Source organism: Synechococcus sp. EJ6-Ellesmere, assembly GCF_024345875.1.
GTDB lineage: Bacteria > Cyanobacteriota > Cyanobacteriia > PCC-6307 > Cyanobiaceae > Regnicoccus_A > Regnicoccus_A antarcticus.
In genome coordinates, this window is sequence record NZ_JAGQBY010000008.1 from 1 (window position 1) to 19,467 (window position 19,467).

17 protein-coding genes and 1 pseudogene are annotated in these 19,467 nt (G+C 65.1%); 9 read left to right on the forward strand and 9 right to left on the reverse strand.

Annotation, left to right across the window (positions count from 1 at the left end):
- The 8 genes and pseudogenes from KBY78_RS01500 to KBY78_RS01535 all read right to left on the reverse strand — a co-directional run.
- Positions 1 to 1,088: transglutaminase family protein (locus tag KBY78_RS01500; RefSeq protein WP_255142037.1), on the reverse strand; the 1,088-nt coding region annotated here is incomplete at its 3' end.
- A 4-nt stretch (positions 1,089 to 1,092) separates the two neighbouring features.
- Positions 1,093 to 3,546 carry a glycogen/starch/alpha-glucan phosphorylase gene (locus KBY78_RS01505; protein ID WP_255142038.1) on the reverse strand — a complete coding sequence of 818 codons (2,454 nt, stop codon included), beginning with the start codon at positions 3,544 to 3,546 and terminating at the stop codon, positions 1,093 to 1,095.
- Between the two features lie 106 nt (positions 3,547 to 3,652).
- Complete coding sequence (locus KBY78_RS01510; protein WP_006172941.1) at positions 3,653 to 4,543, reverse strand: transglutaminase family protein; 891 nt, start codon at positions 4,541 to 4,543, stop codon at positions 3,653 to 3,655.
- Entirely contained in the window at positions 4,528 to 5,565 is a 1,038-nt protein-coding gene (locus KBY78_RS01515; RefSeq protein WP_255142039.1) for an alpha-E domain-containing protein, read from the reverse strand. Before KBY78_RS01515 ends, KBY78_RS01510 begins: the two co-directional genes overlap by 16 nt.
- On the reverse strand, positions 5,559 to 6,998 hold the full coding sequence (locus KBY78_RS01520; RefSeq protein WP_006172939.1) for a circularly permuted type 2 ATP-grasp protein: 1,440 nt from the start codon (positions 6,996 to 6,998) through the stop codon (positions 5,559 to 5,561). The genes KBY78_RS01515 and KBY78_RS01520 overlap by 7 nt, the downstream gene beginning before the upstream one ends.
- Positions 6,999 to 7,135: 137 nt before the next feature.
- Complete coding sequence (gene ureC, locus KBY78_RS01525) at positions 7,136 to 8,860, reverse strand: urease subunit alpha (RefSeq protein ID WP_006172938.1); 1,725 nt, start codon at positions 8,858 to 8,860, stop codon at positions 7,136 to 7,138.
- Positions 8,861 to 8,916: 56 nt separating this feature from the next.
- Positions 8,917 to 9,222, reverse strand: a pseudogene (locus KBY78_RS01530) (urease subunit beta); the annotation flags it as partial.
- Positions 9,219 to 9,521, reverse strand: a complete 303-nt coding sequence (locus tag KBY78_RS01535; protein WP_006172936.1) for an urease subunit gamma — start codon at positions 9,519 to 9,521, stop codon at positions 9,219 to 9,221. The pseudogene KBY78_RS01530 and the gene KBY78_RS01535, both read right to left, overlap by 4 nt.
- A gap of 124 nt (positions 9,522 to 9,645) precedes the next feature.
- On the opposite strand from KBY78_RS01535, the gene KBY78_RS01540 reads away from it, so the two are divergent.
- Positions 9,646 to 11,013, forward strand: a complete 1,368-nt coding sequence (locus tag KBY78_RS01540) for an MFS transporter (RefSeq protein ID WP_255142041.1) — start codon at positions 9,646 to 9,648, stop codon at positions 11,011 to 11,013.
- On the opposite strand, the gene KBY78_RS01545 is transcribed toward KBY78_RS01540, so the two are convergent.
- Positions 10,999 to 11,949 carry an urease accessory protein UreD gene (locus KBY78_RS01545; RefSeq protein WP_255142043.1) on the reverse strand — a complete coding sequence of 317 codons (951 nt, stop codon included), beginning with the start codon at positions 11,947 to 11,949 and terminating at the stop codon, positions 10,999 to 11,001. The genes KBY78_RS01540 and KBY78_RS01545 overlap by 15 nt on opposite strands.
- A 139-nt stretch (positions 11,950 to 12,088) precedes the next feature.
- Here KBY78_RS01545 and ureE point away from each other — a divergent pair, with 139 nt between their 5' ends.
- From ureE to urtE, 8 genes are all read left to right on the forward strand, one after another.
- Positions 12,089 to 12,637 carry an urease accessory protein UreE gene (gene ureE / locus KBY78_RS01550; protein WP_315856622.1) on the forward strand — a complete coding sequence of 183 codons (549 nt, stop codon included), beginning with the start codon at positions 12,089 to 12,091 and terminating at the stop codon, positions 12,635 to 12,637.
- Positions 12,634 to 13,335, forward strand: coding sequence for an urease accessory protein UreF (locus tag KBY78_RS01555; RefSeq protein ID WP_255142044.1), 702 nt, complete (start codon positions 12,634 to 12,636; stop codon positions 13,333 to 13,335). The genes ureE and KBY78_RS01555 overlap by 4 nt, the downstream gene beginning before the upstream one ends.
- A gap of 21 nt (positions 13,336 to 13,356) precedes the next feature.
- Positions 13,357 to 13,965: an urease accessory protein UreG gene (gene ureG / locus KBY78_RS01560; protein WP_197161197.1), complete on the forward strand. Its 609-nt coding sequence runs from the start codon at positions 13,357 to 13,359 to the stop codon at positions 13,963 to 13,965.
- A 148-nt stretch (positions 13,966 to 14,113) separates the two neighbouring features.
- Positions 14,114 to 15,421: an urea ABC transporter substrate-binding protein gene (gene urtA, locus KBY78_RS01565; protein ID WP_255142045.1), complete on the forward strand. Its 1,308-nt coding sequence runs from the start codon at positions 14,114 to 14,116 to the stop codon at positions 15,419 to 15,421.
- A 146-nt stretch (positions 15,422 to 15,567) separates the two neighbouring features.
- Positions 15,568 to 16,725: an urea ABC transporter permease subunit UrtB gene (locus KBY78_RS01570; RefSeq protein ID WP_255142046.1), complete on the forward strand. Its 1,158-nt coding sequence runs from the start codon at positions 15,568 to 15,570 to the stop codon at positions 16,723 to 16,725.
- 60 nt (positions 16,726 to 16,785) lie between these two features.
- A complete protein-coding gene (urtC, locus tag KBY78_RS01575; protein ID WP_255142047.1) occupies positions 16,786 to 17,892 on the forward strand; it encodes an urea ABC transporter permease subunit UrtC in 1,107 nt (368 codons plus the stop codon).
- Positions 17,893 to 17,960: 68 nt separating this feature from the next.
- Complete coding sequence (urtD, locus tag KBY78_RS01580) at positions 17,961 to 18,707, forward strand: urea ABC transporter ATP-binding protein UrtD (protein ID WP_037981100.1); 747 nt, start codon at positions 17,961 to 17,963, stop codon at positions 18,705 to 18,707.
- A gap of 29 nt (positions 18,708 to 18,736) precedes the next feature.
- On the forward strand, positions 18,737 to 19,462 hold the full coding sequence (gene urtE, locus KBY78_RS01585; RefSeq protein ID WP_255142048.1) for an urea ABC transporter ATP-binding subunit UrtE: 726 nt from the start codon (positions 18,737 to 18,739) through the stop codon (positions 19,460 to 19,462).
- The last annotated feature ends 5 nt before the right edge of the window (positions 19,463 to 19,467 follow it).

The window sequence follows — 19,467 nt, forward strand, 5'->3', positions numbered from 1 at the left end:
AGGATCGCCACCAGCCGGGCCGGCCTTGAGAAGAAGGGATTGGTCTCGGGGCTGGGGCCTCCCCAGAGCAGATGGTTGCCACCGCCGGTGCCTTCCTGGCGCTCCCCCAGCTGCTTCCAGCTGCGCAGACCCACCGCTTCCGAGGCCTCGCTCAGGGTGCGGATCCAGAAGTTGTAGTCCGCCCAGCCGTGACAGACCGGCAGATTCACCTCCAGCACGCCGGGATCGGCCGTCAGGCCCAGCACGTTCCAGCAACCATCGAGATCCGAGGGGAGCACGCCGCTGAGTTCAGGCTGACTCCAGCCGGCACTGGCCTCGGCGATCAGATGCAGCAGCTGCTCAAGGGGCTGGCGGGGCAGCGGCGGCAGGAAGAGGTTCCAGCCATTGCGGCTCACCTCCAGGGTGAGCACCTGGCGCAGCACCCCCGCGGGGAAATGCTGCAGCGGCAGGCGCAGCCCCGCCGGGCCGCTGGCGGGAAGCAGCTCGCGCAGGGGCTTGGCCAGGGGCCAGCGGGCGGCCTGCCAGCCTTCGGGGAGATCAGGTTCCTCCTCTGTCGGGGTGCTGTGGGACAGGGGGACAGCCCAGATCTTGGAGCTGGGGTCAAGGGGATCCTTCAGCCGCAGGGGGTGCACCTCATGGCCCAGGGCCTTGCCGATCCCATGCAGGAAGTCCTCGGCCCGCTTGGCCGGCAGGGGGAGGGGAGCGGCCTGATCGGCCGGGGATGAGGCCGGCGCCTGCTGAGGCCAGGGCACCAGGGGAGTGCCATCGAGGCCCGTGATCAGCCGCAGCGCCCAGCGGGGGTTGACCTCGCCGTCGTAGCGCTTGCCCGGGCAATACATCAGGGTGCTGCCGGGCCAGACCCGCCGCTGCAGTTCAGCGGCCAGCCGCCGCGCATAGCGCAGCTTGGTGGGGCCATCGGCAGCCACCGACCATTCGGCCCCCTCGGGTTCGACCGGCACCACCGTGGGCTCACCACCGAGGGTGAGCTGGATGCCTTTGGCGCTCAGGCGCCGCTCCGCCTCCGCGGCGGTGACGGCCATCCAGCCGGCATCAGCGGAGGCGTGCCGGATCGACTCAGTGACCACCATCGGCTCAGCGGGAACCCGGCTGGGCCGAGGGCAGCACCGTGCAGGCATTGATGGGCATCGACTCCACGTTCCAGATCCGCTCTGCATAGTCGCGGATCGAGCGGTCGCTGCTGAAGAAACCGCAACGGGCGGAATTGAGCAACGACATCCGGCTCCAGCCGACGGAATCCACCCAGGCGGCATCCACGGCGTTGTGGGCCTTGCGGTAGTCGCCGATGTCGGCCATGACCCGGAAGGGATCACTGCCGCAGAGGTTGGCCAGCAGGGGGTGGAACAGGTCGCGATCTCCCTCGCTGAAATGACCCGAGCCGATCAGGTCGATGGCCTCCCGCGCGATCGGGTCGTTCTCCAGCCAGGGCATCGGGTGGTACCCGCTCCTGTTGATCACCTCCAGCTGCTCGGCGGTGTGGCCGAACAGGAAGAAGTTCTCGTGGCCCACGAGATCCCTGATCTCGATGTTGGCGCCATCGAGGGTGCCGATCGTGACGGCCCCATTCAGCGCCATCTTCATGTTGCCGGTGCCGGAGGCCTCCAGGCCGGCGGTGGAGATCTGCTCGGAGAGATCCACCGCCGGGTAGACCTTCTGCCCCAGGCTGACGCTGAAGTTGGGCAGGAACACCACCCGCAGGCGCCCGTCCATGGCCGGATCCATGTTCACGATCTCGGCGATGCCGCCGATCAGGCGGATGATCAGCTTGGCCATGGCGTAGCCCGGCGCCGCCTTGCCGCCGAAGATGAAGGTGCGCGGCGGCAGGTCCTCGCCGTTGCGGATACGCAGATAACGCTCGACGATCTGCAGAGCCGCCAGGTGCTGGCGCTTGTATTCGTGAATCCGCTTCACCTGCACATCGAACAGGGAGACGGGATCCACGAGCACGCCCAGCTGCTGGTGGATCAGGTTGGCGAGGCGCTGTTTGTTGTGATCCCGAACACCACGCCAGCGCTCCAGGAAGCCTGTGTCGTCGGCATACGACTCGAGGCGGGAGAGCTCGCCGAGGTCGCGGCGCCAGTTGCTGCCGATGGTGTCATCGAGCAGGTCCGAGAGCGACGGGTTGGCAACGGCGATCCAGCGCCGGGGGGTGACGCCGTTGGTCACGTTGGTGAACTTGTCCGGCCACAGCTCCACGAAGGGAGCGAAGAGGTCCTTGCGCACCAGCTTGCTGTGCAGCTCAGCCACACCGTTGACCCGATGGCTGCCCACCACCGCCAGGTTGGCCATGCGCACCTTGCGGTGCGGACCCTCCTGAATCAGCGACATCCGCTCCAGCAGGGCCGGCTGACCTGGATGGCGGATGCGCACCATGCGCAGGAAGCGGGTGTTGATCTCGTAAATGATCTCCAGCTGGCGCGGCAGCAACTGCTCGAACAGGTCGACACCCCAGGTCTCCAGGGCCTCCGGCAGCAGGGTGTGGTTGGTGTAGCTGACGCAGGACGTGGTGATCGACCAGGCGGTGTCCCAGTCGACGCCGTGCTCATCGATCAGCAGCCGCATCAGTTCAGCCACGGCAATGGCCGGGTGGGTGTCGTTGAGCTGAACGGCGAACTTGGTGTGGAACTCCGTGACCGGCAACCCCTGCCCCTTGAGGATGCGGAACATGTCCTGCAGGGAGCAGCTCACAAAGAAGATCTGCTGACTCAGGCGCAGCTGCTTGCCCTGGTCGGTCTCATCGTTCGGATAGAGCACCTTCGAGAGGGTCTCCGAATTGATCTTCTGCAGCACCGCCCGGGTGTAGTCACCGGCATTGAAGGAGGCGAAGTCAAAGGATTCCGGCGCCTGGGCCGACCACAACCGCAGGGTGTTGGCGGTGTGAACGCCATAGCCCAGGATCGGGGTGTCGTAGGCCACGCCCATCACGGTGTGGCCCCCGATCGTGACTGGATAGGTCCATTCGGCGCGGATGACTTCCCAGGGGTTGCCCTGGGCCAACCAGGGATCGGTGCTCTCCACCTGGCTGCCGGCCTTGATCTGCTGGCGGAAGATGCCAAATTCGTAGCGGATGCCGTAGCCGCTCGCGCGCAGCTCAAGGCTGGCCATCGATTCCTGGAAACAGGCCGCCAGGCGTCCCAGACCGCCGTTACCCAGGCCCGGTTCCGGCTCCTGGGCGATCAGATGCATCAGATCGAGGCCCAGCTCATCACAGGCTTCCTGGGCCGCCTCGCGCAGGCCCAGATTGACCAGGTTGTTCTCCAGGTGAGGACCAAGCAGATACTCGGCAGAGAGGTAGGACACCGTGCGCACCCCGCTCTGGGTGTAGGCCTCGGCCGTGTCCACCCAGCTCTGCAGCAGCTGATCGCGCACGGCCATCGCCAGGGCGCGGTAGTAGTCGTGACTGGTGGCTAGCGACGGTGACTTGGCCTGGGTGAAGAACAGATGACGGCGCATCGCCTCGGCCAGGGCGTGGCCATCCAGGGATGGCGACGCGCCGAGGTCGGTGGGGGGGACGGTGCTGGCTGCCATGGAGGCGGATCGGGTCGACTCGTCCCTTCATGCTGCGGGACACCCCCCCATCGCTGCTGGAACGGTTACCGATTCAGGTTCATTCCAGGTTCCCTGAAGGTTCGCCTCAGAAGTGCAGGAGGTTGGGCACGGTGTGGTCCTCGCTCAGCACTTCGGCCGCAATCGACCATTGCATCTCGCTGGTGACCCCCGCGGGGCCGCTGAAGCTTCCCATCACGGCCGCGGCCAGGTTGGGCTTGGAGGAGGTGGCCAGGGGGATATAGCGATCGTCGATGGCCCCCATGCCGCTGGGATCAAAGCCACGCCAGCCGGCCCCCGGCAGGTACACCTCAGCCCAGGCGTGCAGGTCGTAGCGGTCGGGCCTGGGCTCCACCAGGTGGTATCCGCTCACGAAGCGAGCCGGCAGCCCCACGCAGCGGCAGGCCTCGATCATCAGCACCGCCAGATCGCGGCAGGACCCCACCCGCTCCTTGAGGGTGCGTCCGGCGGGCCAGGCCGGCCCGATGTGCCGCTGGGTGTACTTGACCCGGTCCTGAATCATCTCCACCAGCTGATCGAGGAACATCAGCGCCCGCTGATCACTGCCCATCAGGGCCTCCTGGGCCAGTTCCACGGCGGCAGGATCGTGCTGGCCATTCGGCAGCCAGCCCTCAAGACTGCCCAGCAGGTCGCCGTTGAGCTGACCCTTGGGATAGGGCAGGGACGGCTCGTTCTCCTCCAGGCAAACCTGCAGCAGGGGCGGCACCTGGGTCTCCACCTCGCACTGGGAGCGGATGTCGAAAGCATCGGTGGCGCCACTGAAGCGCGCCCGCAGGATGTCGTCGCCACTGGCGGCCACCAGCGGGTGAAGGCGATGGGGATCCGGGGAGAGATAGAGATCGAAGCTGAGCAGGCGCTGGAAGCCATGGGCCCTTGGCTTCAGGCAGATGCGGTGCGGACCCAGCAGGACAGGAGCTGTATAGCGGTAACTGAGGGTGTGGGTTACGCGGGCGCGCATGCCGAGGATGCAGGAACGACGGTGCTGGAGGAGGGGCTGGGGTCGGCGGCCGCGGCAGTGTCGTCCGGCTCCGCCTGGGGCGAGGCCACGACGAAGTAGTTGGCGTCGATCAAGGCATGCAGGCGGTTGAGATCGCCCTGGAAACGGTCGATGGCCTCATGCAGCCCCTGGGAGATCAGCTCGTCGATGCGCACGTAGCTCCAGGTGGCGAGCATGCGTCCCGTCAGGCACTCGAGGTCGTCGGGGGGGCCGGGCACCGGATTGCCGCGGATGACCCGCATGGACTTGCTGAGACCTTCGAGGCAGTAGCGCACCGAGCGGGGAAAGATGGGATCGAGCAGCAGGAACTCGGCCACGGCCCGGGGGGTGATGCCCTGTTGCTGCGACTGGCGGAACATCTGGTACGCCCCGGCGGAGCGCAGCAGCGAAATCCATTGCAGCTCATCGAGCACACCTCCCACCTCCTCGGGGCTGGGGAGCAGCAGGTAGTACTTGACGTCGAGGATGCGGCTGGTCTTGTCGGCGCGCTCCACCAGTCGACCCAGTTTGCTGAACTGCCAGGAGAGGTCACGGCTCAAGGTGGCATCGGTGATGCCGTAGAAGAGCTGACAGGCCTTGCGGACCTCGTGGAGCTGCTCCTGGCCGGGAAGCCGCCAGAACGAATCACTCTCGAGCAGGGTGAGATAGAGATCGTTGAGCTGCTCCCACATCTCAGTGGTGATCACCTCGCGGATCTGGCGGGCGTTCTCGCGGGCCGCGTCGATGCAGTTGACGATGCTGCTGGGATTCTCCGGCTCCTGGACCAGGAAGCGCACCACCTCTTCGGGCCCCCCAGCGGGGAAGATCTGATCGAAGAGTTCACGGTCGCCGCTGGCGTCGATCAGCGGCAGCCAGGGCTCGGCACTGCCGGGGGGGCAGTCGAGGGCCATGGCCTCGCTCACCTCAAGGAAGCGGGAGATGTTCTCCGCCCGCTCCACGTAGCGGTTGATCCAGTAGAGGGATTCGGCGACGCGGCTCAGCATGAAGTCTCATCCACGATCCAGGTGTCCTTGCAGCCTCCTCCCTGGGAGGAGTTCACCACCAGGGAGCCGCGGCGCAGGGCCACGCGGGTGAGACCCCCGGGGCTCACCCAGGCGCCCTTGCCCCGCAGCACGTAGGGACGCAGATCGACGTGACAGGGGTAGAGCTCGCCTTCACTGAGGGAAGGCACGGTGGAGAGCTCAAGGGTGGGCTGGGCGATGAAATTGCGGGGATCGGCCTTGATCTTCTCGGCGAAGGAAAGGATCTCGGCCTGATCGGCATGGGGGCCGATCAGCATGCCGTAGCCGCCCGCCTCCGCCACCGACTTGACCACCAGTTCGCTGAGATGGGCGAGCACATAGGCCTGGTCGTCGGGCCGCGAGCAGATGTAGGTAGGCACGTTCTCGATGATCGGCTCCTCCCCCAGGTAGTAGCGGATCATCTCCGGCACGTAGGCGTAAATCAGCTTGTCGTCGGCCACACCGGTGCCGGGGGCGTTGGCGATCGCCACGCGCCCGGCCCGGTAGGCCTCCATCAGCCCGCGCACCCCCAGCATCGAGTCTGGGCGGAACACGGCCGGATCGAGGAAGTCGTCGTCGATCCGGCGGTAGATCACATCCACCGGCTCAAGCCCGGAGGTGCTGCGCATCCAGACCCGGTTCCCCTCACAGACCAGATCGCGACCCTCCACCAGCTGGATGCCCATCTGCTGGGCCAGGTAGCTGTGCTCGAAGTAGGCGCTGTTGAAGACCCCGGGGGTGAGCAGCACCACCTTGGGGGTGTCGGTCCAGGGGGCCAGGTCGCGCAGGGTCTGCAGCAGGTGCGACGGATAGTCGTCGATGGGCTGCACCGTGCGGCCGGCGAAGAGGCTGGGGAACATCCGCTTCATCACGCGGCGGTTCTCGAGGAAGTAGGCCACCCCCGAGGGGCAGCGCAGGTTGTCCTCCAGCACCCGCCAGGTGCCCTGGCCGTCGCGGATCAGATCAAGCCCGGAAATGTGGCACCAGCGGCCCAGGGGCGGCTTGAACCCCTGCATCTGGGGCCGCCAGCCCTGGGAGCTCTCGACATCCTCCCGGGGCACGACCCCGTCGCTGAGGATTTTCTGATCGCCGTAGACATCGCCCAGGAAGCTGTCGATCGCTTCCAGCCGCTGAATCAGGCCGAGTTCCAGCCGCTGCCATTCGCCCGAGCGGATCAGACGCGGCAGGGGATCGAAGGGAAGGATCCGCTCACCGCCCCGCTCACCGGAGCCGTTGAGGCGGAAGGTGGCGCCGAGGCGCTTGAGCAACATGCCGGCGGCGGCATGGTTGCGGTTGATCTCCTCGATCCCCAGCTGACCGAGGGACGAGAGCAGGGGACTCAGGGCCGAGCGCGGCTCGGAGGCGGCGCTGAAATACTCGTCGTAACCCTTGCTGGGCTTGTAGTCAGTGAACATCGACGCTGGCGTGGCCATGGCTTGATCATGGACAGCGGCATTGACAACTCTGGTGGTTATCGCTACCGATTGCCGGTGGGTTGAGCTGGATCGATCCAGATCCACACCCGGCCAGGGCCCGTTGTTGGCGCGGGCCCTCAGAGCAGGAAGTAGAGCTGCGCCATCGGCAGCTCGTCGGCGGGCTCGCAGGTGAGCAGTTCACCGTCGGCGAAAACCTCATAGGTCTGGGGGTCCACCTCCACCTTGGGCAGGGCGCTGTTGTTGCGCATCTGGGCCTTGCCGATGCCACGGGTGTGAACCACCGGCACGCAGGGCCGCTTCAGGCCCAGCTTGCGGGGCAGGTCATCGTCGAGGGCCGCCTGGCTCAGGAAGGTGAGGCAGCTGGGGGCGAGGGCACCGCCGTAGGCCGCGAACATCGGCCGTCCGTGCACCGGACCGGGGGTGGGGATCGAGGCGTTGGCATCACCCATCTGGGCCCAGACGATCGAGCCCCCCTTGACCACCAGCTCCGGCTTGACCCCGAAGAAGCCGGGCTTCCAGAGCACCAGATCAGCCAGTTTGCCCACTTCCACCGAGCCGATCTGGCTGTCGAGGCCGTGGGCGATCGCCGGGTTGATCGTGAATTTGGCCACATAGCGCTTGAGGCGCACGTTGTCGTTGCGGCCGCGGCCCGCACCGGCGCTGTCCTCCGGCAGGGTGCCGCGCTGCACCTTCATCTTGTGGGCGGTCTGGAAGGTACGGGTGATCACCTCACCCACCCGGCCCATGGCCTGGGAGTCGCTGGCGATGATGCTGAAGGCCCCCAGGTCGTGGAGGATGTCCTCGGCGGCAATGGTTTCGCGCCGGATGCGCGATTCGGCGAAGGCCACGTCTTCGGGGATGGCCGCATCGAGGTGGTGGCACACCATCAGCATGTCGAGGTGTTCCTCGAGCGTGTTGCGGGTGTAGGGGCGGGTGGGGTTGGTGGAACTGGGCAGCACGTTGGCCTCGCCGCAGATCCGGATGATGTCCGGGGCGTGGCCGCCGCCAGCCCCTTCGGTGTGGAAGGTGTGGATGGTGCGGCCGCCGATCGCCCGGATCGTGTCCTCCACAAAACCCGCCTCATTGAGGGTGTCGGAGTGGATGCAGACCTGCACGTCGAGCTGGTCGGCCACGGTGAGACAGCAATCGATCGCCGCCGGGGTGGTGCCCCAGTCTTCGTGGAGCTTGAGACCGCAGGCTCCGGCCCGCACCTGCTCCTCGAGCGCCTCGGGCGTGCTGGCGTTGCCCTTGCCATAGAAGCCCAGGTTCACGGGCAGGCCTTCAGCGGCCTGGAACATCCGGGCCAGATGGAAGGCCCCGGGGGTGCAGGTGGTGGCATTGGTGCCGGTGGCCGGGCCGGTGCCGCCGCCCAGCAGGGTGGTGACCCCTGAGGCCAGGGCCGTTTCGATCTGCTGCGGGCAGATGAAATGGATGTGGGTGTCGATGCCGCCGGCGGTGAGGATGTGGCCCTCCCCGGCGATCGCCTCGGTGCCGGGCCCCACCACGATCGTCACCCCGTCGGTGATGTCGGGGTTCCCTGCCTTGCCGATGGCGCAGATGCGTCCGTCGCGCAAGCCCACATCGGCCTTGACGATCCCCCACCAATCGAGGATGAGGGCGTTGGTGATCACCGTGTCCACCGCCCCGTCGGCGCGGGAGGTCTGGGCCTGGCCCATGCCGTCGCGGATCACCTTGCCGCCGCCGAACTTCACCTCCTCGCCGTAGCTGGTGAAGTCGTCCTCCACCTCCAGAATCAGCTCGGTGTCAGCCAGCCGCAGCCGGTCGCCGGTGGTGGGGCCATAGGTCTCGGCGTAGGCCCGGCGGTCCATCCGATAGGGCATGGCTGGTGCGGGTGGCGAAGGAACGGGGGATGGGCGGTGTGGCCCGGGGGAGAGCAGTCGAGGGGGCCGTTGATCAGGCCGTTGAAGCCGAACACACAGCGGGATCCGGCCAGGGGCACCAGCTGAACGGGACGTTGATCCCCCGGCTCGAAGCGGATCGCGGTGCCGGCGGGGATGTCGAGGCGCTGGCCCCGAGCCGCCTCCCGATCGAAGACCAGGGCATGGTTGGCCTCGTGGAAGTGGAAGTGGGATCCCACCTGCACAGGACGATCACCCCGGTTGGCCACCTCGATCGTGGTGACCGGCCGGCCGGCGTTGAGCTCGAGGCTGCCGGGCTCAGGAAAAAGTTCGCCGGGAATCATCGGATCGGTTCATGCAGGGTGACGAGCTTGGTGCCATCAGGAAAAGTGGCCTCCATCTGCACCTCGGGGATCAGCTCCGGCACCCCCTCCATCACCTGCTCGCGGCTGAGCCAGGTGGTGCCCTCGGCCATCAGTTCAGCCACGCTGCGGCCGTCGCGGGCCCCCTCGAGCACAAGAAAGCTGAGCCAGGCCACGGCCTCGGGATGGTTGAGACGCAGACCCCGCTGCAGCCGGCGCTCCGCCAGAAGCGCTGCGGTGACGATCAGCAGCTTGTCCTTCTCCTGGGGAGTGAGATACATGGGCCGGGGCGTTCCGCAGGCACTCTGGCAGTGGCCTGGCAGGCCGCCAGGTTCAGCAGGAACTTTCACCGCCGGCTCGAGGCCTCGAGACCAGCATGCTCGGAGTCCAAGCAGCCCCACCGCCATGGCCGAGCCGATCGATCTGCTGGAGCTGCCGGCGGCCCTGCGTCGCCGGACGGTGCTCGCCTACGGCCTCGGTGACGCCGGCACCGGGCTGGCGGCGGCCCTGATCGGCTTCTATCTGTTCGTCTTCTACACCCAGATCGCCGGGCTCCCCCCCTGGCTGGCTGGCCTGGTGCTGATGGTGGGCCGGCTCTGGGACGCCATCAATGATCAGCTGCTGGGCTGGCTCAGCGACCGCACCCGCAGCCGCTTCGGGCCCCGCCTCCCCTGGATGGTCTGGAGCGCGGTACCCCTCGGGCTGAGCATGGCGCTGATGTGGTGGTTCCCCCCTGGTGGTGAACTGCTGCGCTTCGGCTGGTTCGTGCTGATCTCCGTGGTGTTCATGGCCGCCTACACGGGCGTGAACCTGCCCTTCTGCGCCCTGGCCACCGAGCTCAGCGAAGACACCCGGCTGCGCACCCGCCTCAACGCGGCCCGATTCACCGGCTCGATTCTCAGCAGCCTGCTGGGCCTGATGCTCGGCGCGCTGCTGGTGGGCTACGGCGCCCCGGGCTACCTGGCGATGGGGGTGGCCGCAGGAGCGGTGGTGGTCGTCGGCACCCTGCTGTCCGCCTGGGGGTTGGCGCCGGCCGCACGGGTGTGCCGCCGGCCCTCGGGGTCACCCGAGCCCATCACCGCCCAGCTGGGACGCATCCGGCGCAATGGCCGCTTCCTGCGGATGGTGGGCCTGTATCTCCTGCTCTGGGGAGCGCTGCAACTGATGCAGCCGGTGTCGTTGCTCTATCTCACCGAGGTGATGCATCTGCCCCAGGCCTGGAGCACCTGGATGCTGATCCCCTTCCAGCTGAGTGCCATGGCAGGGCTGGAGCTGTGGAGCCGGCTGGCGGCCCGACGGGGACGGCTGTTCGCCCTGCGCTGGGGGTGTGGCGTCTGGATCGCCATGGGGGGTCTGGCCATGGTGCTGGTGCCGCTGGATGCCGCCGCGGCCCCGCTGGCCCCTGGGGGCAACGGCCTGAAGTTCTCGCTGCTGGTGGGGGTGGTGATTCTGCTGGGCCTGGGGGCCGCCACCGCCTACCTGCTGCCCTGGTCGTTGCTGCCCGACGCGATCGACGCCGATCCGGAGCGGCCGGCCGGGCTGTTCACCGCCTGGATGGTGATGACCCAGAAGCTGGGCAGCGCCGTGTCGGTGTTTCTGCTGGGAAACCTGCTCAGCTGGAGCGGCTACGTGGCGGGGCTGGTCGGTGGCCAGCCCCATCCGGCCCTGGTGATGATCCGCCTCTGCATCGGCCTGATCCCGGCCGTGCTCGTGGTGCTGGGGCTTGTGGTGATGCGGCACTGGCCGCAGACGGACGGATCACAGCGGGCGTGAGGGCCCCTGAAGCGCTCCAGGTCTGACGGAGGGTCCCGAGGCCATGACGATCCCGTCCGAGGTGTCGAGCCAGGGATCCTCCTGGAACGGCCACACCCGGGGGAGAACCGGCACCGCCAGGCCCCGCTCGGCGCGGATCCGCGCCCAGATGCGGGTGAACCACCAGCGGGCCGCCTGGGTGGAGCCGCCCCGGTAACGGGCCACCAGCCCCTGATCGAGCCGGCCGCAGGCCATCTCCCCCTCCAGCCCGGTCCGATCGGCTCGGCAGAGCTCCAGAAGAGCTTCCGGCACCGGCGCCGGCGCCGCCCAGACCAGGCTGCCGAAGACGGGCATCCCCGCCAGCCCGTGGGGGGAGCGCAAGGTCTCTCCCGACAGCTCCAGTTGATCGACCACGCTCCAGCGCCCCTGCTGGCGAACCTCCAGGCGCGAGCGCCAGCAGCCCTCCCCCAGGGTTTCGGCATCGGCACTGCGGCCCAGGCGCACCACATCGGCCCCGAGCCAGCTGGCTCCCTCGGCCAGCTCCACCCGGCAGATCTGCTCAATCAGACCTCCTGCGAACACCACCACCTCCTGGGGCAGCCATTCCAGGTCCGCCCCCTCCAGCAGCTCGAAGCTCAGCCGCTGGCGGCTCCAGCTGCCCCGGGGCGCCAGGCGGGAGCGTCCCACGGACCCATACACCTTCTGGGCGGCGACGCTGGTGATCAGGGCACGGCTGTGGGGCCCGAGCTCAGCTCCAATGCTCAGCTCATCGCCCCCCACAAGACCACCGCCCGTGTGCAGCAGCGGCAGTTCGCAGCGGCCATCGGCGCGGGCGAAGGCCCGCTGGATCTTGAGGGGGGCCGTGGCACCGCCCTGGTGCTGGGTGCCGCGATCAGCCGGTCGCTGGAAGCGCAGGTGGGCCTCTGCGCACCAGGGCTTCGGGGGAGCGCTGAGCATGGGCAATTGCGCTCCTGAGAGTTCGGCAGTGTCCGGGGAATCCTGGCCCAGGCCGCCAGAGCTGATTTGGTAGCCATTGCCACAGGGATTGCCTCCCGGCCTGGGGAGGCTGGCGCCTTGTTCTGAGGCTGACGGCCCTGTGTCCAGGCCCCCGAGCTCGAGTCCACCCCAGGTCACACCGCCGCTGCAGCTCGAGTTGCGCGGCCAGGAGCAGGCGCCGGGTGCGCTCATGCCGGCGCTGAATCTGCCCTTGAGCGCCCAGGAGCGCACCAGCCTGCGCGGGCGGCGGCGCACCTCCTGCGGGCGCGAACTGCTGCTGCACCTGCCGCGAGGACCGGCCCTGGAGCCGGGCGAGCGGCTGATGCCGGCCGATCGCAGCGTGCTGGTGGTGGTGCAGCCAGCGCCTGAGCCGGTGCTGGTGGTGCGCAGCCCGGATTCCCTGGCGTTGCTGCAGGCCGCCTACCACCTGGGCAACCGCCATGTGTCGCTGGAGCTGCGCCCCCGGGAGCTGAGGCTGCTGGAGGACGGGGTGCTGGAGGAGCTGATACGGCAACGGGGGCTGTTGGTGGAGCACCGCCTGGAGCCGTTTCTGCCGGAGCCGGGTGCCTATGCCACAGCCAGTGAATCCCACAACCACTCCCACGCCCACAGTGGCGACCACAACCACGACGGCGACCAGGCGCGATGAGTGTCGCCGGACTGTATCTGCTGCAACTGGTGAGCCCCGCCTTGCCGGTGGGGGCGTTCAGCTACTCGGAGGGGCTGGAGGTGTTGGTGCAGAGGGGAACCATCACCACGGCGAGGGCTCTGCAGGACTGGCTCGAAGCCGAGCTCCGGCGCGGCAGCATCGGCATCGAGGCGGCGGCCCTGGGCCCTCTGCAGGAGGCCCTGCGCCAGCACCAGCTCATGGCTGCAGCGGGAGCCGAGAGCGAGGGGGCTCAGCGTGCCCGGGCAACGTTGATGGATCTCGACAGCTGGCTGCTGGTCCAGCGCGAAGCGCCTGAACTGCGGTCCCAGCAACGTCAGATGGGACGCTCCTTGCTGCAGCTGCTGGCGCAGCTGGGCTGGCCGCTGCAGCCTGCCGTCGAGCTGGCCTGGCCGGCGGCCTGGGCCTGGGCGGGGCTTTGCCTGGAGCTCCCACTGCCTGATCTGGTGGAGGCCTACCTCTATGGCTGGTGCGCCAACCAGATCAGTGCCGCCGTGCGCCTGGTGCCCCTTGGGCCCACCCAGGGACAACGGCTGCAGCTGGCCCTGGCACCGTTACTGGTGGAGCGGGGCCGCGAGCTGGCGCTCGCCGATCCCCGCGAGCAATGGACCGGCGGCATCGGCTCTGGCCTCTGCCAGCTCCACCACGCCGAGCTTTACTCCAGGCTGTTTCGCAGTTGACCCTCAAGGCGGCCCACCAGCATGAGCAAACTGCGCGTTGGAGTGGCGGGACCCGTGGGCTCCGGCAAAACGGCCCTCGTTGAAGCCCTCTGCCGGCGGCTGCGCCAGGAGCTGGAGCTGGCGGTAGTGACCAATGACATCTACACCCAGGAAGACGCCCAGTTCCTGACCCGCGCCGGCGCTCTGGAGCCCGAGCGCATCCGCGGGGTGGAAACGGGAGGTTGCCCCCACACCGCCATCCGGGAAGACTGCTCGATCAACCGCGCCGCGGTGGAGGAACTGGAGAACCAGTTCCCTGATCTCGATCTGGTGCTGGTGGAGAGCGGCGGTGACAATCTCGCGGCCAGCTTCAGTCCGGAGCTGGTGGATCTGTGCATCTATGTGATCGACGTGGCCGCCGGGGACAAGATCCCCAGGAAGGGGGGGCCGGGCATCACCCGCTCCGACCTGCTGGTGATCAACAAGATCGATCTGGCAGCGATGGTGGGCGCCGATCTGAGCGTGATGCAACGAGACACTGAACTGATGCGACCGGGCCGCCCCTGGTGCTTCACCAACCTTCGCAGCGGAGAAGGCCTGGAGCGTGTCGAATCCTTTCTGCGTGAACAGTTACCCAGCCCAAGGGCCTGAGTCAGGGACCTGGCTTCACCAGCAAATCCACACACCCTGAGCCAGCACAGAGGTTTCGTGCGATCGGATACATAGCGCCCTGGGCGATCTCCGTAAGTTCCGAGCTGCCGTCAGCATCGCGGCATACCCTCACCTTGACAAAGCACCAATGGTTCAGAATCTCTCTCGGCGGCTGTTTGCTGGACTTGCTGCTTCCGCCGTCAGCATCACTCTGGTGTCCTGCGGTGGCGGTGGCGGTGACGGTGGAGACTCCGCTGGCAACTTCGACGGCGAGGTCAAAGTTGGCATCCTCCACTCCCTGAGTGGCACCATGGCCATCTCGGAAACGACCCTGAAAGAGGTCGAAGAGATGGCGATCAAGGAGATCAACGACGCCGGCGGCGTCAAGGTTGACGGCAAATCGTACAAAATCGTCGCTGTTGCCGAAGATGGTGCCTCCGATTGGCCCACCTTCGCCGAGAAATCGCAGAAGCTGATCGACTCCGACAAGGTGGCCGTAGTGTTCGGAGGCTGGACCTCCGCCAGCCGCAAAGCCATGCTGCCGGTGTATGAGGCCAAGAACCATATGCTCTTCTACCCGATTCAATATGAAGGGCAGGAGTGCTCCAGGAACATCTTCTACACGGGCGCCGTTCCCAACCAGCAGGCTGAACCAGCCGTTGACTGGCTGATGAAGACCTACGGCGATAAGCTGGGCAAAAAGGTCTACCTGGTTGGCTCAGACTACGTCTATCCTCGGACCGCCAACACCATCATCAAGGAGCAGATGAAGGCTCTTGGCGGTGAAACCGTTGGCGAAGACTACATCCCTCTCGGCAACACCGAGGTAGCCCCGATCATCGCCAAGATCAAGAAGGCGTTCCCGGATGGCGGCATCATCATCAACACCTTGAACGGCGACTCCAACGTTGCCCTCTTCAAGCAATTCAAGGCCGCCGGCATTGACCCGGCAAAATACCCGATCATGTCCTTCTCGATTGCTGAGGAGGAGATCCGTCAGATCGGCCCTGAGTACACCACTGGCACCTATGCCACCTGGAACTTCTTCATGAGCCTGGACACCCCGGCCTCGAAGAAGTTCACCTCCGACTTCCAGGCGATGTATGGCGCCGATCGGGTCACCGGTGACCCAGCTGAATCGGCCTACAACATGGTGTACCTCTGGAAGAACGCTGTTGAGAAGGCCGGTACCTTCGAAGATCTCGACAAGGTCCGCAAGACCATGATCGGCATCAAATTCGATGCGCCCCAGGGCGAGATCGAAATGTTCCCCAATCACCACACCTCCGAGCGGGTGCTGATCGGTGAAGCCGAAGCCAACGGTCAGTTCAAGATCCTCGAGGACAGCAAGACGGCCATTCCGCCCATCCCCTGGAACCAGTTCGTGCCCGAAACCAAGGGTTTCACCTGCGACTGGACTCAGGATCGTCCTGATGCAGGCAAGTTCAAGATGTGATCAGGGCCATCCCCGGGAGGCGATGAAGAATCGGTGGTTCCTCCAGGAACCACCGCCCGCCATCCAGATCGATACACCACCACCCCGTTCGACCTGGTCCAGCATCGCTGACGCGATTCTGGACCTAACTTTCAACATTCATTCCGTTGGAACTTTTCTTTTCTCAGATCCTCGATGGCCTCAGCATCGGATCGGTTCTGCTGCTTGCAGCTACCGGTCTGGCCATCGTTTTTGGCTTGATGGGGGTCATCAACCTCGCCCATGGTGAGTTCATGATGCTGGGCGCCTATGTCACCTACGTGGTGCAGTCGGCGTTCAAACCCATGGGTGGTGTGATCTTCGAGCTGTATTTCCCGGTCTCTCTGGTGCTTGCCTTCATCGTCACGGGATTGATTGGAGTGCTGCTGGAGAGAACGCTGATCCGACAGCTTTACGGCAGACCCCTGGAAACACTGCTCGCCACTTGGGGAGTCAGCCTGATTCTCATCCAGCTGATTCGAAGTGTCTCAACGGCCATGATGCTTGGCATCATTGTGGGTGTAGCTTCCGGGGTCTTACTTTCTAAGTTACTGCGCGCGAAGTTCTCACAGAAGCCTTTCTTCACCTATCTCAATGGACTGGGCTGGGCTCTCTCCATCCTCATCGGTCTGATTGCCGTGAATCTCTTCGATCAGTTCCGGCCACTCTCCAAGCCTTGGTTCGGTCCCCGCAACATCGATGTGACGGCACCGAAATGGCTGCAGGGTAGCTGGGGGATGATCGGCACCATCGAACTGCCCGGTCTGAGGATCTTCATCATCCTGCTGTCGGCCCTTTTGCTTCTGGCCACCTACTGGTTCCTGAATAAAAGCGTCTGGGGTCTGCGGATCCGCGCAGTCACCCAGAACCGTCAGATGAGCAACTGTCTCGGTATTCCAACCGATCGCGTGGACAGCATCACCTTCGGTATCGGATCCGGACTGGCCGGTGTGGCTGGGTGCGCCATCACTCTGCTGGGATCGGTGGGCCCCAACCTTGGAGCCGCGTATATCGTGTCCTGCTTCATGGTGATCGTGCTGGGCGGGGTGGGCAACCTGCTCGGCACCGTGATCGCGGCGATTCTGCTCGGGATCATTCAATCGGTGATCGGCTCCGGCACCTTGCTCACCATCTTCCCGGATATGCCGGCGGCCGCCCGAGGGGTCACTGAATTCTTCGCGACCACGAGCATGTCGCTGGTCCTCGTCTTCATCTTCATCATCGTCTTCCTCCAGTTCCGTCCCAACGGCATGTTCCCTCAGAAGGGTCGCTCGGTCGATGCCTGACCCGATCATCCCCACCCGCTGCAGATTCCCGTTCCATCTCCCCACGAGGAGGCCTCTACCTTGAAACTCTTCAAAAGACTTGTCCCCTGGATTCTGCTGGCGGTTGCCCTGTTCATCCTGCCGGCGGCGCTCGACGATTTTCGGCTCAACCTCTTCGGTCGCTATTTCGCGCTCGCCATTACCGCTCTGGCGATCGATCTGATCTGGGGATACACCGGTCTGCTGAGCCTGGGTCAGGGGATCTTCTTCTCGTTGGGTGGCTACGCGGTGGCCATGTACCTGATGCTCAATACCAAGAGCCTGGCTGGCGGTAATGGCATCCCCAAATTTTTCGAGAACTACGGCGTCGCTGAGCTGCCCTTTTTCTGGAAGCCCTTCTGGTCACCTGTATTCACGCTGATCGCCATCTGGGTGATCCCAGCCGTGGTGGCTGGTGTGGTGGGTTGGTTGATCTTTAGAAACCGGATCAAAGGAGTGTATTTCTCCATCATCACCCAAGCCGCGTTGATGGTGTTCTTCCACTTCTTCAACGGCCAGCAGAAGCTTTTCGACGGCACCAACGGCCTCAAAACCAGCACCTCGCAGCTGTTCGGCCAACTGGTGGGTTCCCCTGACATGCAGGTGTGGTTCTACCGCCTCACGGTGATCCTGCTCCCCCTGGCTTTTCTGATCTGCCGGTACTTCACCAGCGGGCGCTTCGGTGATGCCCTGATCGCCATCCGTGATGATGAGACAAGATTTCGTTTTGCCGGTTTCAATCCGGTCCCGTTCAAGACCATCGTCTTCCTGGTGGCGGGAGCCCTGTGCGGAATCTCCGGCGCGCTCTACACCGTGCAGTCCGGCATCGTTTCGCCCCAGTACATGTCGATCTCCTTCTCGATCGAGATGGTGATCTGGGTGGCCGTGGGCGGCCGGGGGACTCTGGTGGGTCCCATCATCGGCGCCACGGTGGTCAACTACCTGCGCAGCCTGGTAAGCGAGGCCCTGCCAGAGGCCTGGCTCTTCGTCCAGGGTGCCCTGTTCATCTTCGTGGTTGTGCTCATGCCCGATGGCATTTATGGCTGGGTTGTCAACGGCGGATTCAGGAGTCTGCTGGCCGCCTTCGGCATCGCCAAGAAGGCAAAAACCTATCCCCGGATCGATGAGGAGGCTCTCCCCGTGGACTAGTCAGTCCGACAATACTGCCAGGTTTTTCTTCGTGACTGCTTTCTCGAATACGCTCCTTTCCGATGTCCATGTCAGAACCTCTACTTGAGCTCAATGACGTCAGCGTGAGTTTCGATGGCTTCTATGCCCTCACCGATCTCAGCCTGAAGTTATATAAGGGTGAGTTGAAGTCGATCATCGGGCCCAACGGTGCCGGCAAGACAACATTTCTGGATGTGATCACCGGCAAGGTTCGACCCACCAAGGGCTCGGTGACCTTCAAGGGACAATCGCTTCTCGGTGTTTCGGAGCAGAAGATCTCTCGTCAGGGGATCGGCCGCAAGTTCCAGACCCCGAGGGTCTTCGAGAACCTCAGCGTGCTTCGCAATCTCGAGCTGGCCGCCTCCCCGTTGAAAAACGCCTTCAGCCTGCTGGGGTCGGGCCTTCCCCAGGCGGCCAAGGACGAGGTTCATCGCATCATGAACTATGTGGGCCTGGCACCCTTCGCCACCGTGAAGGCTGGCTCCCTCTCCCATGGCCAGAAGCAGTGGCTGGCCATCGCTTGCCTGGTGGCCCAGGCCCCGGAAGTGCTGCTCCTGGATGAACCGGTTGCCGGTCTGACCGATGAGGAAACCCTGCGAACGGCCGAACTGATCAAGTCCCTGGCCGGCGACCACACCGTGGTGGTGATCGAGCACGACATGGAATTCATCCGGGATCTCGATTTCGACGTCACCGTTCTGCACCAGGGGCAGGTGCTCACTGAGGGTCCGCTGGACCAGGTCAAAGCCGATCCAAGGGTTATCGAGGTCTACCTGGGGCCGCCCGAACAGTAACCGTTTTCCGACCTTCAACCACCGCCCCCATGTCTACCACCAGCGAAAAACCCCTGCTCCAGGTCAACGGTCTGAATGTGTATTACGGAGAAAGCCATATTCTCCGCAACGTGGACCTGAGCATCCATGAAGGGAAAATGGTCTGCCTGATCGGTCGCAACGGCGTCGGCAAAACCACGTTTCTCAAGACCATCATCGGACTGCTGCAGCAGCGTTCGGGCACCATCGAATACGGCAGCGGTCAACTGTCCAGCCAGCCTCCCTACCGGAGAGCTCGTGCAGGCATCGGCTATGTCTCCCAGGGCAGGGACATCATTCCCCAGGTTTCGGTCAAGGAGAATCTCCTGCTGGGCATGGAGGCCCTTCCCGGAGGGCTCGAGAAGAACCGCCACATCGATCCTCTGATCTTCGATCTGTTTCCGATTCTCGAGAAGTTCCTCAAGCGCAAGGGTGGCGACCTCAGTGGCGGTCAGCAGCAGCAGCTGGCCATCGCCCGAGCTCTGCTGCGCAAGCCGAAACTGCTGCTGCTGGATGAACCGACCGAAGGGATTCAGCCTTCGATCATCCTCGACATCGAGCACGCCGTTCAGCGAATCATGAAGGAGACCGGCATCAGCGTGCTGCTGGTGGAGCAGCATCTTCACTTCGTGCGCCAGTCCGATTTCTATTACGCCATGCAGCGTGGAGGCATTGTGGCCAGTGGCAAGACGGATCAGCTCTCCGACGAGGTGATCAAGGAGTTCCTGACGGTCTGATCGAC